We start from the raw sequence: 13941 nt of genomic DNA, 5'->3' as shown, positions 1-13941 counted from the left end.
TTCTTCGACGATCCCAGTCGGATTCGTCCGGTGAAACTGTGCCTGGTGTTACGCGACGGCCAGCTCTTCGATCTCCACGATGGTCTGATTCCTTCCAGGATGAAGCCGGACTTCATGATGGGTATTCTGGCTTCCAGGCGCATCCGGAACGCGGCGGCACTCGATGTGCTTCTGGCGGCTCGCGAGGACGCTTAACGACGATGCACCATAGATCCGTGCGTCGAAGCCCGGTTGAGCCTTGCGGAGTTCAGCGCCGACGTGAGACAGGTTCACCCAGTTGCCATCCTTCGACGCGGCGCGCACGGCGCTCGCGAAGAGCCCCTGAATGTCGGCCTTGACCTGCGGCGTGACCTTGGGCGGCTCGGCCGGCGTCCTCAGGTCCTCGACCCACGTGAACGTGTCGCACGCAGCCACGAACGCCTCGCAAGCCTTGCGCTCGCCGAAGCCGTAGACGGCTTTGCCTGACTCTCGCAGGCGAGTCGCGAGTCGCGTGAAATCGCTATCGCTCGAGACGATGCAGAAGCCGTCGACGTTCTCGGTGTAGAGGGTGTCCATGGCGTCGATGATCAGCGCCGAGTCGGTAGCGTTCTTGCCCGAGCAGTAAGCGAACTGCTGCACCGGCTGGATCGCGTTGCGGTGGAGCTGGGATTTCCAGCTACCGAGGTTCGAGGTGGTCCAGTCGCCGAACGCGCGACGGATGATTACCTTGCCGAACTTCGACGCGGCCTTGATCACTTCGGTAATGACCGATGCGGATGCATTGTCTGCGTCGATCAGCAGGGCGAGGCGGGGTTGGTTGGTGTCGTGCATGTTGGTTCCGTTCGTCATGGAATCCACGATACCTGGGGCCGTTCACGTTTCAAGGGCGTGCGCGGCGCGAGCAGACGAGATGTATCATCCGGGTGTCAACACATCCGGACAGGAAGCATGAAGAACGAGAACGGCGGTCGGCGTCAGCGGGACAAGTCTCCCGGCCCGTTCAGTTGGCACCACACCTCGCGACGATTTGTCGGGCACTTCATCTTCTGCGTGATCGCGGGCGGCGCGCTGCTGTTATGTCTATGGTGTAAACACCGCTTCTGGAATGAGCCTCTAGGCTTCGACGGGATAATCCTGTGGTTCGCGATAGTGCTGATCATCGTGGGCCCAATCCGGATCGGACTTCTGCGGTTGATCGAAAGTGGGTTCGACCGGAAGCGATAGCTGGACTGCCGAGCAGCCTTGCTGTTCGGGAATGCCGAATCCACTCAATTTCAGTACCGCGGCCAAGCAGTCCACGGGCGTCAGATCGACGCCTTCAGGCGGCTGCAAGCGCCAGAGCCTGCTGCTGCGGGTCGAGCATCTTCGGGTAGGGCCTTGCCTCTGCGAATGTACGCTCGAGCAACCGCTTCTCCCCTGGCCGACCGATGCTGAAAACATAGCAGTGGTTGCCAGGGTGCTTGACGCGAGCGAATGCCCCACTGGATAGGACCTCATCGATCCATTCCGCCGGCGCCTGTCCAAATCGTCGCTCCGGAGCACCAAGCCGAACCAGATTCCTTTCCGCTCCCTGGGCGCCTTGCTCCTGACGGCGAATCTTCGAGATCGCGCGGGGGCTGAGCACATGCCCACTCGCGGAAAGATGCAGGACGCGGGAGGACGACCGCCCGACGTAACGGGCGCTACCGGCTTGGTAAATAATGCCGACGTGCCCTGGCATGACAACCCGCCCGGAAGCGGTGTGCCGCGGCACCGGATCGGAGTACGCAATCACGCCCTTGATCTGCGGCTTGGACTGCTGGAGCGCAGCAAACGCCCGTTTGAGGAAGTACGTCTCCCCGTTGTACGGGACGTTGTCCAGCAAGATGAAGCGACCGAGATCGACACCGGCGGACGGGGTCAGGCCGGTGTACTTCGGGATTGCCGCGTTGTTCATGGGCACGCTGAACACGCAAACTCCCACGAGCTCCGTGCCGCGAAACAGGCCCGCGCGCTCGACTGCGGCGGGATAGCTGGCCGAGTAGTGGTGATAAGTCTCCCCAGGAGTGTTGCTACAGATTCTTCTTTTGGCTAGGTAAAGGCATCGCGCTTCATGTGTTCGTGGTCCCTTGTTCTTTGGCTCGATGGCCTTGAAACCACGATAACAAGCGCGCCTTCTGAAACAAGAGGGGACGAGAGCCGAGTTTTTCTGCCTCGAATTGACGTCAATTTCCCAACAGGAAGTTTTTACCGAATCCCTCTATTGAGACCCTTTCCCCCCCTCGAATAGCGACTGTTTGACGATTGTTTGGGATCTGGATGGTGGGTAAGGTGGCATCTTCCGGAAATTATTTTTGGGATGTCCAGAATGAAGAAGCTCATCGTCTTCGCTGCAGCCATCGGCATGTTCTCGGCGGCTCATGCGCAATATGTGTCCAAGCCGCCCGTTTTGGCGCCAACCCAAGGTGCCCATTGCAATGCCGGCTCCGGGCCGGTTCCCTCCATGGCCTACGATGCAAATGGCCATCCGATGCAGTGCACGAACACTGGAACGAACGGCGCGGGATCGTGGCAGTACGTCGCTGAAAGTGACGTCGATCGTGTCACGCGAAAGCTTGACCAACTGAATGCCACGGATACGCAAATTCTTGCGAGGCTCACGGAGCTGCTCGCAGTCGAACGCGCAAACGTCCAGAAGTAAACCAACCGGGGGCATCTGCGATGGTCGATTTTAGAGCCGAGGCAGAACATGGTCTGGCGCCGACTTTCCTGAGTGGAAGTTTGCAGGGTGCATCCGAAGTATGGCGGCGGATTTGCCGGCCGATCACCCGCCGCGCCGCGCGACGCCGAGCGCTTGCCTTTCTCGATTGTGTGTTGGCTGATCGGCGGCGCGGATCGGACACGGCACTCCTCGTACTTCCGGAAAGGAATTCGCCGAGCAACGATGACCAGATGGTTATCGCCGATTTTGGCGATCGCCCCGAGCAGGTCCCCCAGTTTCCGTCCATCCGTAATGCTCAGATCCTGAGCATGAACGTCCGTGAGGAAATTTCATGAAAAAACAGATCCTGGCTTCCACTGCTGCAGTCCTGCTTGTGTTCGCTGCCGCGTCCGCCAACGCTGATCCGCTCGGTGTGATCGACGCGGCGAGCCCTATCGTGCCGGCGGTGGCCGCGCCGACCAACGGATACGACGTCTTGGTGATGCGGCGAGATGCTCGCGGCGCGATCAGCGACTTTGGTGAGCGCCAGACGCACGGCGAGTCCGTGAATTTCGGTGAGCAGTTCAGCTATCTGGTTGCCACGAATGGTCCGCGCGACGGGCTCGACGGGTATCGGAAGATGGCGGTCAGCGACATCCAGCCGATGCCGTTCGGCCTCACGTCGTTCCGCCTCCAACTGGAGGAAAAGGATTCCGGCAGCGAACTCACGGTGAACCGGCGAGTGTGGCTGCACGCCGGCGAGGATACCGCTGTCGTGCATGGGCTCAACGGCCAGGACTATCTGGTCAAGCTGCGCCGCGTCGACGGCTGATTCGCACGAGCTCGCGATGACTAATTCCCTCCCGAAAGCCATACCCGACGGCCGGAAGACGGATCAGGACCGTCTTCGGCAACTCGCGAAGATCGAATCGACGATTCGGCTCTCTCGGCAGTTGGCATCGCATCCGATCAAGCTTGGCCCGGCGGGCTATACGGCTCTTTTTGCAGCTGGTCTGTACGCCGTGCTGGTGAACGCCCTCGAGGCGAGCTTGGATCACACCCGGTGGCACGTCAGTGGCGACGTGGGCATCCTCATCAGCGCGGCGGCCGCCATTCTGGCGGGCGTGGTCGCGTATCGACGGTCCCCGTACAAGACTTATACCGGAAAGGTATATGGGTTGCTCGCGGAGTACGTGCCGGTCGACGCCGATGGCTTCCGCTTGATTCAGGGTGAAGCCGAGAGCGGCTCGCTGAACTCGGACGACATTCTCCAATGGGTCGAATGGGAACGCCAGGAGATCCGCAGACGATCCGGCCAGACCGAAACGCTCAGCCAGGACACCGCCGCTCGACTGGCATTCAATCGGAAACGCCTCTAACCCCTGGACCGGATGGTAATCCGGCCCAACTAAATGCACCGGGTAGCCGGTCAGGAAGCCGGTAGCAAATCAGGCCCGCCGATGCGGACCACGAACATCTGAGCAGGAAATCGCTGATGAAACGAGTATTGCTGTTGGCCCCGATCTTTGCCGCACTCTCCGGTTGTGGTGTTGCCGCGGCACCGTGTCGAATCGCGTCAGCCGGCCTCGATATGATCCCACTGGTCGGGCACGTTCTGGCCGCCCCGAGCAACGCTTGCGCGGCCGCAATCGATTGAGGACTGCCCCATGATCCGGCGTATCTTCCGCGCGCTCGACCTGAGCTTCTGTTTCACGCAGCGTGCACGGGATGCTCAACTCGCGAGCGTCACGACCGGGATTTCCGTCTCGCTCATGTATGACGGTGGGCTGGAGGTTCAGGCCGAGGATCTTGTTCCAGCTTTCCGGAAAGGACAGCCGAAAGTTGAAGCCATCTACGTTGTCGGCCGAATCTTGGAGGGAACTGGCGGCGCATTCAACGCATTCCACGCAGTCTATGACCGCAAGACGGACTCATGGATGACGCGAGCGAATGGGGTGGGCCGAAAGCGGGGCGACGACGATATGTGGCTCCATTTCGAAGAATACGAGGATGCGTATCGCGCGGCGGTGGGGCGAATGCGAAAGCGCGCCGCGTTCGGCACTGGCAAGTAACGACACGGGTTGCCGGCGAGCATTTCAGCGACCGGTATCGGAAGCTGTGGGGGCTGACGCTACCCCATAGAACGGTACCTGAGTGCCCTTGAAATCCGGCTTCTGTCTGCCAGCATGGTTCCAACCAATCGAGGCACCGCCTTTCAGGCTGTTCCCGGTTCAATCCTGACAGGAACCATCGTGGCAAAAGCAAAGACCGTCTATAGCTGTACCGAGTGCGGGGCAACCGCGCCAAAGTGGCAAGGCCAGTGTCCCGGGTGTAGCACGTGGAACACGCTGGTCGAAACTGCTGCCGACACCGGATCTGGATCGCACCGCTTCCAGTCCCTCGCAAAGAGCGCCCCGGTCCAAAAGCTGGCGGACATCGAAGCGGCTGACGTGCCGCGATTCTCGACTGGCGTCGGCGAATTTGACCGCGTCCTCGGTGGCGGTTTGGTCGCTGGCGGCGTGGTCCTGATTGGCGGCGATCCGGGCATCGGGAAATCGACCCTTCTGCTGCAGTCCCTCGGCGCGATCGCTGGCGAGCGCAAGACGCTCTACGTGAGCGGTGAAGAATCGGCAGCGCAAATTGCCCTCCGCGCTCAGCGCTTGTCGCTGCTCGAGGACGATTCGAAGGCCAGTGACCTTCAGTTACTCGCCGAAATCCAACTGGAGCGAATCCAGGCGACAATCGAGGCTGAAAAGCCCGACGTGGCAGTGATCGATTCGATCCAGACGATCTATTCAGAGGCGCTGACCTCCGCACCGGGGTCGGTGGCCCAGGTTCGTGAGTGTGCGGCGCAGCTCACGCGGATCGCCAAACAGTCCGGTACCGCGATCATCATGGTTGGCCACGTGACGAAAGAGGGCAACCTGGCGGGCCCGCGCGTGCTCGAACACATTGTTGATACGGTGCTGTATTTCGAAGGCGATACCCATTCGTCTTTCCGGCTCGTCCGGGCGTTCAAGAACCGCTTCGGCGCAGTGAACGAGCTCGGCGTGTTCGCCATGACGGAAAAGGGATTGCGAGGCGTGGCGAACCCGTCGGCGCTGTTTCTGTCTCGTCACGATCAGACGGTTCCGGGTTCCTGCGTGATGGTCACGCAGGAGGGAACGAGGCCGCTTCTCGTGGAAATTCAGGCGCTGGTCGATGGCACTCACTCCCCAAATCCGCGGCGCCTCGCTGTCGGCCTCGAGCAGAACCGGCTCGCGATGCTGCTGGCGGTGCTACACCGGCACGCGGGCGTCGCATGCTTCGATCAAGACGTGTTTCTCAATGCTGTTGGTGGAGTGAGGATCACCGAGCCGGCCGCGGATCTTGCCGTGCTGCTCTCGATCCACTCGTCCATGCGAAACAAGGCGATGCCGAAGGGGCTGATCGCCTTTGGAGAGGTCGGCCTGGCGGGCGAAATCCGTCCGTCACCACGCGGACAGGAACGCCTGAAGGAGGCTGCGAAACTCGGTTTCTCGGTGGCGCTGATCCCCAAGGCGAACGCCCCGAAACAACCCATTGATGGGCTTACGGTGGTCGCGGTCGACCGGATTGAGGAGGCGATCGACAAGGTCAAGGGGCTGGAATAGTGGGGTAGATGGATTCGGTACTATCTTGAATGCTTTCCGGAAATAAGTTGAAAGATCAACGGCTGAACCGCACTGGGCATAGCTCGGCAAGCCGAAATCGGAGTTGATTTCTTGAACGGACGCCTCCAGTATTTCGAATCGCGGGTCAAGCTTGGCCGTTGTAGGCCGATAAACGGATGAATGTGGCGGGGATGCAAAGCATGAAAGGAGTCGTAGGGTTGAAAAGGAAGGGAAGCGACGGCCACGTGCCTGGTTGGACGCTGTTGGTCGGTTTGCTGGGCTGGGTCGTTGCGCCGATGATTTTGGTGGCATGCCAAGATCATGCCCTCTCGTGGAAGGTAGGGATTCCGGCTGCGATCGCCGCGATCGTCATTGGCGCGGTTCTGGAGCGATGGCTGGATCGCAAGTACCAACCGGCGTGCGAGCGCGGTTAGCTATGGTGATTTCCTGGCTCGAGTATTTTGCGAAGCGGCGCTACATTGACGCATGGACCTGATCGAACCGAAAATTCGCCCCGTATGCGATGCGCTGAATGCCATCGCGGACGTCCGCACGCTCTGGTCATGCGAGGGCCATGCTTCACGACCTTCCCGCCCCTATGTCGTGTTCGAGGCGCCGGAGACGATCGCGCTGCAGATCCACCGAATGATCGGGGATGGGCATGCCGGCGGCGCGCTGAATTACTGGTGGAACATGACGGCAAACTTCCGGGATAATGGCCAGCTACAGTGGCTCATCGAAGCGCCGACGATTCCGGGCTGGCATTACCTACCGATCGCCAGGCGAAGGATCGACGCGGAGTTGCGAACGTTCGCCTCGCTGCTAAATGATCGCCAGTGGACGTGATCGAGGGGAAAATCCGGTGACCAGCGCCATGATCAAGTCTCTCGCCCTGTATAACCGACAGCGTTGGCTCTCTCTCGGCCTGGCGGTCATCATCGCCGTCAGCATCCCCATCGTCATGAGGCTCGAACCGAAGTGCTCCCCTCAATTGCCGATCGCCGGCGCAGTCGCGTTCGTCCTGTGCATCCGGGCGGCACGAGGATATACGCTTCGCGCGAGGAAGAAGTAATCTGCCTGCCCGGTTAGACCAGCAGGTTGTAGTTTTCGTGCGAGAGGAACTTCAGAGGCTTGAGAGATGCCGCGTCGACCAGCAGGCGGTATCGCAAACCCAGCGGGATCGAAAAATCGCCGCGTCGGGAAGTCAGCATCTTCCCGCCAAGAGTAAGGGGGTGTGCTCCCTGCTTGAGTCTGCCTAGAACCTCCAACGCACGCTCGAGAACGGCCGGCAGATGCATTGCTGCGCTCAGATCGATCGGCGCGTTCGCGGCGGCCGCGACGAGTTTTGAGCGGTGCGCAGCAGCTTTCTCCGCGGCGCGGCGAGATTCATCCGCGATCACAGCACGCCGTGCAGCGACTTCGGCCGCCGCCATGGCCACTGCTTCGGCGTGACGGACCCGGCGTGCCTCAGCGGCCTTTGCCGCCATCAGTGCAGGACGTGCCTCGTTTGCGCATCGATGGCAGAACTTCCCCAAGCCGGAATGGCCGCATTCGAATCGTTTTTTCATGGCTGAATGTGTGTGGCTGCGTTACTCGCTCTCTACGGTGGCGAGCCACGGCATCTCACGCGCCTTGTCTACAGCGGCATCCATTTTCGGCGCAGTGTCTCGATCGATCCACCGATGTACGTTCTCGTGCCACGTCTCGATCGCATACCATTTCACCTTGCAGGCGCTTCGCTCAACCACCCGGACGGGATGCGGGCAGGTCTCATTCTGAGGCAGGAACAGCACGAGCTCCGAGGTTGCCGGCATCATCGACCTTTCCTCGTGGAATAAGTACGCGAAGTCGGGTATGGCAGGCTCGTCCTGCACTGGCGCCGGTTCGACTTCAGGTGTACCACCTGCAGGAGAACTCGCCGGGAATCCATGCAGAACCAATATGCGAGCCAGAGCAGCCAGCGGGGAAAGCGTTACCTGGTTTGGTTCAGACAGCGGGATGTTTCCGGAAAGTAGTTGATTCAGCATTCATTCTCCAATGCAGCCGGCGAGCGCGATCGCGCGGGATGTGCCCGTAAATTACGGCAGCAGATGCCGATTATTTAGGGCCATTGCATGTAGTCCTATTCCAAGTCAACCTGACGTCCTAGAAGGGTAGTGCTTATTCTTAGTGTCCGATACTTCCTGATGAGAACGCAAGAGATGCTTCCCACCAGGAAGAATCTGTATAATCGATCGTGATTCGACCTATCGGCAGCTGGGCCGCAACCAGCCAAATCGGCCGCTGGCCATGACCTTCCGACGTCATCACGGCGTCACTCACCCCAACCCATACGGGGCATTCTGTCCTGCTGGGCGTCTGCTTCGTAATTCCCAGGAGCAGCAACTCATGTACGACGCAAAAACTGCAACCGACTACGTCAAGGGGGCGTTCCCCTACAAATTCGACAGGATCGAGGTCACCGGCGGCGTGTTTTCCGGTCCCCCGCCTGGCGATTATCTGATGGCCGATTTTCAGCGCCCTCGCGAGCCCGTTTCCTTTTGTCTGCTGGGCGAATGGTATTGCGACTACCCCAGCGGTCCTCATTTGGGCGTCCTGGCCCACATGGTCGCTGAGATCGTCGGTGGCGGTGGATTCTACGGATTGGCGGGTGCTCGCCGGATCTCCTAATTTCCGATTCACCAGCGGGCGTGTGATATCTGACGTCCACGTCGCAAGGTGATCGCGGATCGGCAATGCAATTTATTTCCTGACAGGAAGTTTTTCGCCTATATTTAAGGCGTTTTCAACGGTAGCTGGACCCAAACCCAGCCAGTACGGCAGCTGTATCGCCGTCATCCTTCCACACCACTCTGGTGTTTTACCCTCGCGGGGCTTTCGTCCCGGAGGGGCGTCTGCTTCGCTGCCATCAAGGAGCAGACCATGCCTTTCATGTACGTTGTGCAATGCGATCGCTGCGGCCATTCCCACCGTGAGGTATCCAACGGGGATTGCCGTCACAACATCGAACGCCTGACCGGTGACCATTTCGACGCTCATTTCGGACCGGCCGGCAGGCAGATCCGTAAGTCGTCCAAGTGACTGTTCATATGATCCCTGCGGAGCACGCCCGCGAGGGCTAATTCCGCTGAATTCAAGGAGCAGTCACCATGGACGGTATCCAGTATCGAAACGGCAGTGCGATCAAGCACTTTCTGTCCGCATCGGCTGCAATCAGCTATGCGGCCAGGAACGAGATCGGGGATTACAAGCTGCGCGAGGTCACGAAAGATGCAATCGTGAACGTCGCGCTCGAGTGGACCCCGGATCCTTCCAAGATCCGCGAGCAGGAATATCCGCAGATTTTCGATCTCAACCCGCACGAGCGGAGGGGGATGGAACTGCTGGCGATTTCTAAGCATCGCGGCTGGAGTCTGTGCCAGCACGATCCATGGCTTTACGAGGGGACGCTCGACGCTCTCTCACGCTACGTGCTCGTGCAGGCCTGCGCGATGATTCAGTTTCCGTACCCAACCGGAGACGAAGACAAGCGTCGCAAGGCAAAGCTTGACGCGATGATCTTCGCGGATGCGAACCCGCTCACGACACGTCGTGTGGGCAGTTTCTGCTTCGCGGTGTGTTCGAGGGTCGTGTACTTCACGGCACCCCGCTATGCGGCTGGGTGGGTGCGCGGCGATGTTGCCACGGCAATCATCGAAATGATCGAGAGCGACAACGGCGAGCAGCTTGACGCCGTTCTGAAGGCCATCCCCGTGAACGGCGGTCCCCGCGATTTCACGGGGGTGGTCAAAGCCTCCCTCGAGCAGTTGGAGGTGACGTATGGCTGATCCGAAGCTCACGCCTCCAGCGGACTGGCAAACAGCAGCCCGAGGTGCCAACGACGACGAGTATCAGATCTACGTTGCCAACGCAATTGCGCTGGGCTGGAAGGTCAAGAGCTACGACGACTGGCTCGACAGCTAGGCGCCCGCGGTCTTTTCAGGTTACGACCAGCGTAGGGCAGGTGATTCCCTCGGGCATCTCCTGCCGCCTGTCTCGACACATCGATTGAAGTGTCGATCATACGGCCCGTGGCGACCCCGTTTTGGGGGCGCCACGGGCCTTTTCCATTTGTCGGGTACGCCGGTGCTGAATTTCGGAGCTTCACGTCGGCAGATCCTTAGCGGGACGTACCTGATGACCCTGGCAGCTCTAAAGCTGTGCAGGGGGGGGCTCCGTTAACAGGGTGTGAATTCCTCGCTGCCGCCCATTGAAAACGAGGGCGCGGTCTGGATAATGGCTCAATCGTGGGATTCGAATGGAAGGGGAGGGAATGTGATCGAGATAAGACGCCGGCGGCAAGGGATGTTCGACGTAGTGTTCGGCCTGGACGAGCTGGAGGATCTGCTTCGCAAGCATGGCTGCGCCGATGTCGTCGATATCGATTCCGGCATGAAACTGGAAGTTCATGACGTCTACGGCCGAATGACCGTGTTCTCGCCCGGAGCGATTTCGAGCATCTCGGCTACAGCGGCAACAGTCATCGCCATGGCCAGCAAAGGGAAATTCGTTCAACGCACCGGGAAGGCCATTCCCCTGCGATCCAACATCGATATCGAGCGCGTCGACCAGGTCGTGGTCGTAATCGATCGGGACGAGGGCGGGTGTAGCGTCACGAACGACATTCTCGCCGTGGTGGATCATCTTCTGCGCAATGGGCACGTCCGCGAGGACGACGCGTTCGTGTACCGCGACAGTATGAAGGTCTACGACGGCGTGCAGGTGGTCAAAGGCGTGTTCGGTCGCTTCATTGCGCTGCAGGAAACTGATGCGATGCGGGCAGTTTCCCTTCTCCGGGAAAGGATGGGACCACTTCGTAGCAAGTAGCCTCCCGCTCCCTGAAGCGGGCTCCCAAGATAAATTTCCGGGGGAACAAGACTGGAAGCGCATGGCAGATTCGAATAGGGGCGACTCGCCACCACTGCATACCATGGGACTTGCTTTCGTGAACCGCCTTGTTAGCCTGACGGGAACAAGCATTCCTGGGGAAAATGATGAGCGGAAATGATGCAAGAGCCGTTTTGGGTGGTAGTGCGCATAGTGCAAGTGACGTCGACCGAGATTTACCTGCTACCAACAGCCAAGCCAAAGTCCATCCGTTTGCACCCGGCGATCGGGTGCGCGTCTCTGAAGACGTGAAAACCAGATACTTCCCGCAGTCGGAGCAGGCCCGACGGGCCGGGTGGACTGGGACAGTCAATACCCTGTGCAGCCGCCCCTTTGAAGATCACGTTTATGTGGACTTCGACCTGCGGCCGCGGCAGAGACGTCAGCGTCTCAAGGAATTCATGAACGTCCGCGACCTCGAGCGGGTTCCGGAAATGGCGCCGGCCCGGTAACTCAATCACCCGGGATTGGCGCCAAATCAGTGCGCCGATCGGAGAATTCCCGTCAAGAAGTTATCGTGTACAATCAATCCGATTTCCCACGGTAGCTGGTCCGTATCCAGCCTTTGGCCCTTCTGCGGCTGTAATCATGGCATCCCTAGCTGGTGCCGAATCATGAACCCTAGCGGGGCACACAGCCCTGCAGGGTTGTCTGCTTCGCGTTTCCCGGAGCAGACCATGAATCATCCTCGACCGCGGCCACGCCGCAAGGTCTCGCAAGACCAGATTGTCCTGCCGTTACTCGATTGCATCGAGAACGAAGGCGGCAAGGCGCACACCCACGACCTTTACGACGCGATCGCACTCAAGTGCGGCGTGCCGGAAGTCGAACAGCAAGAAACGACGTTACTCGCCGGACGGAATGTCAACGTGTACCAGCGATCTGTCAGGTGGGCGCAGCAGCGCGCTCGTTTGATGGGACTGGTCAACTCGTCCGGTCGTGGCGAATGGGAGCTGACAGGCAAGGGCCGAGACGCACTGCGTCAGGCCGCACCTGGCATCGTCATCACCATCTTCACGACGAGCAAAGGTGTGGCACTGTTCGGCGAAGCGAAGGAGGCCGTCGCGCACATCGACGACGGATCTCTCAGACTGATCCTGACGTCGCCCCCGTATCCGCTTCTGCGCGAAAAGCAGTACGGCAATAAGCCTGTCGAAGAGTATCTCGACTGGTTGATGCGGATTGCTGAACTGTGGCCGCAGAAGCTGGCGGGCGACGGCTCGGTGGTGCTCAACCTTGGAGACGTATTCCAGAGCGGCGAGCCGATGTTGTCGACTTATCAGGAACGGTTAATCATCCGGCTCGAGGACGATATGGGATGGAAGCTGTGTTCCCGGTACGCCTGGCACAACCCGTCGAAGATGCCCGCGCCGGCGGAGTGGGTCACCGTGCGCCGCGTCCGCGTCAAGCCGTCGCTCGAGCAGATCTACTGGCTCGCACCGAACGGCGAGCCGTATGCCGACAATGCGCAGGTACTCGTGCCGTACAGCGAGTCCATGCGATCGCGCATTGCTGCTGGTGGCGAGAAGGGGGCTGTACGACCCAGTGGGCACGAGCTGTCGGCCGGCGCTTTCGACGTCGACAACGGCGGGGCGATACCGCCCAACCTGATCGTCGCGGCGAATACCGAGTCGAACAGTCATTACATGAAGGCTTGCCGTGAGCAGGATTTGCCGGTCCATCCGGCGCGGTTTCCGGGCGCTGTGCCGGAACACTTCATCAAGCTGTGCACGATGGAAGGCGACACGGTCTACGACCCGTTCTCGGGTTCGTTCAAGACTGGAGCAGAGGCTGAGCGGCTTGGCCGGAACTGGATCGGAAGCGAATTGATGCTTGACTACGTGTTGGGGGGAGCAAACCGCTTTCCGGATGCAGTACTGACACGGCAAGGCATCGGTGATTTCCGGCGGGCCGCGGATCTTTTCGCCTGCTAAGCAGGCATGTCGGCACCACGCACGGTGCCTCAATTTTTTACCCTTGCGGGAAGCTGTTCTCGTAAGGGGGCGCTTCTCGCACTTATCTTGGAGTAGCGCATGAAAAACACTCAATCCCAAGTCATCGAAGCTTTCGAGGGTTACCTCGCCTACGATGGTATTCGTATCGATGTCGGGTTTCAGGCGCCGGCCGGCGCGACGGCAGCTCAAAAGGATGTCGCTTTCCTGGCGGAGCTCGCTCAGCAAGCGGAGATCAACTATCTGTCGGTTGGCACGAGCACCGTCCCGGTGACCTCCGCAAACCCTACCGCATCGGTCTTCTCGACGGCTGATGCTGACCGTCTCCTTGGTCTGGCCGACCAGTTCCTCGAGGACTGGAAGGAGACCGATCGAGACGATCGCCGAGACGGCGGCGTGGATCCGGAACTGGTCGAACGCCAGGCCGAATACGCAGCCATCCGCCCTTTGTTCGTGGCGGCACCGGAGATGCTCGCGGCAATTCAGGAGCTTTTCCCCAGCCTCGAACTGCTGCCGGACGGTGCATTTCGCCTGACCGTCGCGAGCAACGGCGAGTTTCGCCAGTGGATCTGTATCGTTCGACAGTCCAGCAGTCAATGGATCGTCGAGCACAATTTTTCCACTGAGCAGTTCGAGGTGGAGTCGTTACTCGAAGGCCTGCGACTCGCAGACAAAATGCGGGACAGTCATATCGAGGACATGGCCCGCCGCGCAAACCTGCTTCCCCGGAATCAGGTTACTCAAGGCGAGTCATCGCGCCTGTAACTGAAGT

The 13941-nt window shown here is 59.9% G+C and carries 22 protein-coding genes; 17 read left to right on the top strand and 5 right to left on the bottom strand.

The features are described from left to right. Nucleotides 1-48 precede the first annotated feature (48 nt). A complete protein-coding gene (locus tag G3O06_RS05025) occupies nucleotides 49-810 on the bottom strand; it encodes an NYN domain-containing protein (protein ID WP_205815242.1) in 762 nt (253 codons plus the stop codon). Between the two features lie 117 nt (nucleotides 811-927). Here G3O06_RS05025 and G3O06_RS05020 point away from each other — a divergent pair, with 117 nt between their 5' ends. Further along, a complete protein-coding gene (locus G3O06_RS05020) occupies nucleotides 928-1203 on the top strand; it encodes a hypothetical protein (protein ID WP_205815241.1) in 276 nt (91 codons plus the stop codon). A gap of 94 nt (nucleotides 1204-1297) precedes the next feature. Here G3O06_RS05020 and G3O06_RS05015 read toward each other — a convergent pair whose 3' ends face one another. Beyond that, the gene (locus G3O06_RS05015) at nucleotides 1298-1930 is read right to left on the bottom strand and encodes a hypothetical protein (protein ID WP_205815240.1); all 633 of its coding nucleotides are present in this window, start codon (nucleotides 1928-1930) and stop codon (nucleotides 1298-1300) included. Nucleotides 1931-2326: 396 nt separating this feature from the next. Here G3O06_RS05015 and G3O06_RS05010 point away from each other — a divergent pair, with 396 nt between their 5' ends. The 10 genes from G3O06_RS05010 (at nucleotide 2327) to G3O06_RS04970 (ending at nucleotide 7363) form a co-directional block, all read left to right on the top strand. Beyond that, nucleotides 2327-2659, top strand: coding sequence for a hypothetical protein (locus G3O06_RS05010; RefSeq protein WP_205815239.1), 333 nt, complete (start codon nucleotides 2327-2329; stop codon nucleotides 2657-2659). 20 nt (nucleotides 2660-2679) lie between these two features. Further along, the gene (locus G3O06_RS05005; protein ID WP_205815238.1) at nucleotides 2680-3015 is read left to right on the top strand and encodes a hypothetical protein; all 336 of its coding nucleotides are present in this window, start codon (nucleotides 2680-2682) and stop codon (nucleotides 3013-3015) included. Further along, nucleotides 3012-3491: a hypothetical protein gene (locus G3O06_RS05000; RefSeq protein ID WP_205815237.1), complete on the top strand. Its 480-nt coding sequence runs from the start codon at nucleotides 3012-3014 to the stop codon at nucleotides 3489-3491. The genes G3O06_RS05005 and G3O06_RS05000 overlap by 4 nt, the downstream gene beginning before the upstream one ends. A gap of 16 nt (nucleotides 3492-3507) precedes the next feature. Further along, nucleotides 3508-4038, top strand: coding sequence for a hypothetical protein (locus G3O06_RS04995; RefSeq protein ID WP_205815236.1), 531 nt, complete (start codon nucleotides 3508-3510; stop codon nucleotides 4036-4038). A 116-nt stretch (nucleotides 4039-4154) separates the two neighbouring features. Then, a complete protein-coding gene (locus G3O06_RS49925; RefSeq protein WP_346779485.1) occupies nucleotides 4155-4316 on the top strand; it encodes a DUF6726 family protein in 162 nt (53 codons plus the stop codon). A gap of 10 nt (nucleotides 4317-4326) precedes the next feature. Then, nucleotides 4327-4731, top strand: a complete 405-nt coding sequence (locus tag G3O06_RS04990) for a hypothetical protein (RefSeq protein ID WP_205815235.1) — start codon at nucleotides 4327-4329, stop codon at nucleotides 4729-4731. 180 nt (nucleotides 4732-4911) lie between these two features. Then, complete coding sequence (gene radA / locus G3O06_RS04985) at nucleotides 4912-6291, top strand: DNA repair protein RadA (protein WP_205815234.1); 1380 nt, start codon at nucleotides 4912-4914, stop codon at nucleotides 6289-6291. A gap of 200 nt (nucleotides 6292-6491) precedes the next feature. Continuing rightward, nucleotides 6492-6725: a hypothetical protein gene (locus G3O06_RS04980; RefSeq protein WP_176000272.1), complete on the top strand. Its 234-nt coding sequence runs from the start codon at nucleotides 6492-6494 to the stop codon at nucleotides 6723-6725. Nucleotides 6726-6777: 52 nt separating this feature from the next. Then, nucleotides 6778-7137 carry a hypothetical protein gene (locus tag G3O06_RS04975; protein WP_205815233.1) on the top strand — a complete coding sequence of 120 codons (360 nt, stop codon included), beginning with the start codon at nucleotides 6778-6780 and terminating at the stop codon, nucleotides 7135-7137. A gap of 28 nt (nucleotides 7138-7165) precedes the next feature. Next, nucleotides 7166-7363 carry a hypothetical protein gene (locus tag G3O06_RS04970; RefSeq protein ID WP_205815232.1) on the top strand — a complete coding sequence of 66 codons (198 nt, stop codon included), beginning with the start codon at nucleotides 7166-7168 and terminating at the stop codon, nucleotides 7361-7363. A gap of 13 nt (nucleotides 7364-7376) precedes the next feature. Here G3O06_RS04970 and G3O06_RS04965 read toward each other — a convergent pair whose 3' ends face one another. Further along, a complete protein-coding gene (locus G3O06_RS04965; RefSeq protein WP_205815231.1) occupies nucleotides 7377-7859 on the bottom strand; it encodes a hypothetical protein in 483 nt (160 codons plus the stop codon). 21 nt (nucleotides 7860-7880) lie between these two features. Beyond that, on the bottom strand, nucleotides 7881-8318 hold the full coding sequence (locus G3O06_RS04960; RefSeq protein WP_205815230.1) for a hypothetical protein: 438 nt from the start codon (nucleotides 8316-8318) through the stop codon (nucleotides 7881-7883). Between the two features lie 361 nt (nucleotides 8319-8679). Between G3O06_RS04960 and G3O06_RS04955 the strand changes: the two genes are divergently transcribed. Further along, nucleotides 8680-8961, top strand: a complete 282-nt coding sequence (locus G3O06_RS04955) for a hypothetical protein (RefSeq protein WP_205815229.1) — start codon at nucleotides 8680-8682, stop codon at nucleotides 8959-8961. A gap of 72 nt (nucleotides 8962-9033) precedes the next feature. On the opposite strand, the gene G3O06_RS04950 is transcribed toward G3O06_RS04955, so the two are convergent. After that, on the bottom strand, nucleotides 9034-9330 hold the full coding sequence (locus G3O06_RS04950) for a hypothetical protein (RefSeq protein WP_205815228.1): 297 nt from the start codon (nucleotides 9328-9330) through the stop codon (nucleotides 9034-9036). Nucleotides 9331-9440: 110 nt separating this feature from the next. On the opposite strand from G3O06_RS04950, the gene G3O06_RS04945 reads away from it, so the two are divergent. The 5 genes from G3O06_RS04945 (at nucleotide 9441) to G3O06_RS04925 (ending at nucleotide 13934) form a co-directional block, all read left to right on the top strand. Beyond that, nucleotides 9441-10118 (top strand): hypothetical protein, encoded by a 678-nt coding sequence (locus G3O06_RS04945; RefSeq protein WP_176000279.1) that lies wholly within the window; start codon nucleotides 9441-9443, stop codon nucleotides 10116-10118. Beyond that, nucleotides 10111-10254: a hypothetical protein gene (locus tag G3O06_RS04940; protein WP_205815227.1), complete on the top strand. Its 144-nt coding sequence runs from the start codon at nucleotides 10111-10113 to the stop codon at nucleotides 10252-10254. The genes G3O06_RS04945 and G3O06_RS04940 overlap by 8 nt, the downstream gene beginning before the upstream one ends. 381 nt (nucleotides 10255-10635) lie before the next feature. Then, nucleotides 10636-11157 (top strand): hypothetical protein, encoded by a 522-nt coding sequence (locus G3O06_RS04935; RefSeq protein WP_205815226.1) that lies wholly within the window; start codon nucleotides 10636-10638, stop codon nucleotides 11155-11157. A gap of 737 nt (nucleotides 11158-11894) precedes the next feature. Beyond that, complete coding sequence (locus G3O06_RS04930; RefSeq protein WP_205815225.1) at nucleotides 11895-13151, top strand: site-specific DNA-methyltransferase; 1257 nt, start codon at nucleotides 11895-11897, stop codon at nucleotides 13149-13151. Between the two features lie 99 nt (nucleotides 13152-13250). Continuing rightward, nucleotides 13251-13934 (top strand): hypothetical protein, encoded by a 684-nt coding sequence (locus G3O06_RS04925; protein ID WP_205815224.1) that lies wholly within the window; start codon nucleotides 13251-13253, stop codon nucleotides 13932-13934. Nucleotides 13935-13941 lie beyond the last annotated feature (7 nt).

This window comes from Burkholderia sp. Ac-20345 (assembly GCF_017104825.1).
Lineage (GTDB): Bacteria > Pseudomonadota > Gammaproteobacteria > Burkholderiales > Burkholderiaceae > Burkholderia > Burkholderia lata_B.
Note: the sequence above shows the minus strand (reverse complement) of the source record. Positions and strands in the feature narration are given on the sequence as shown.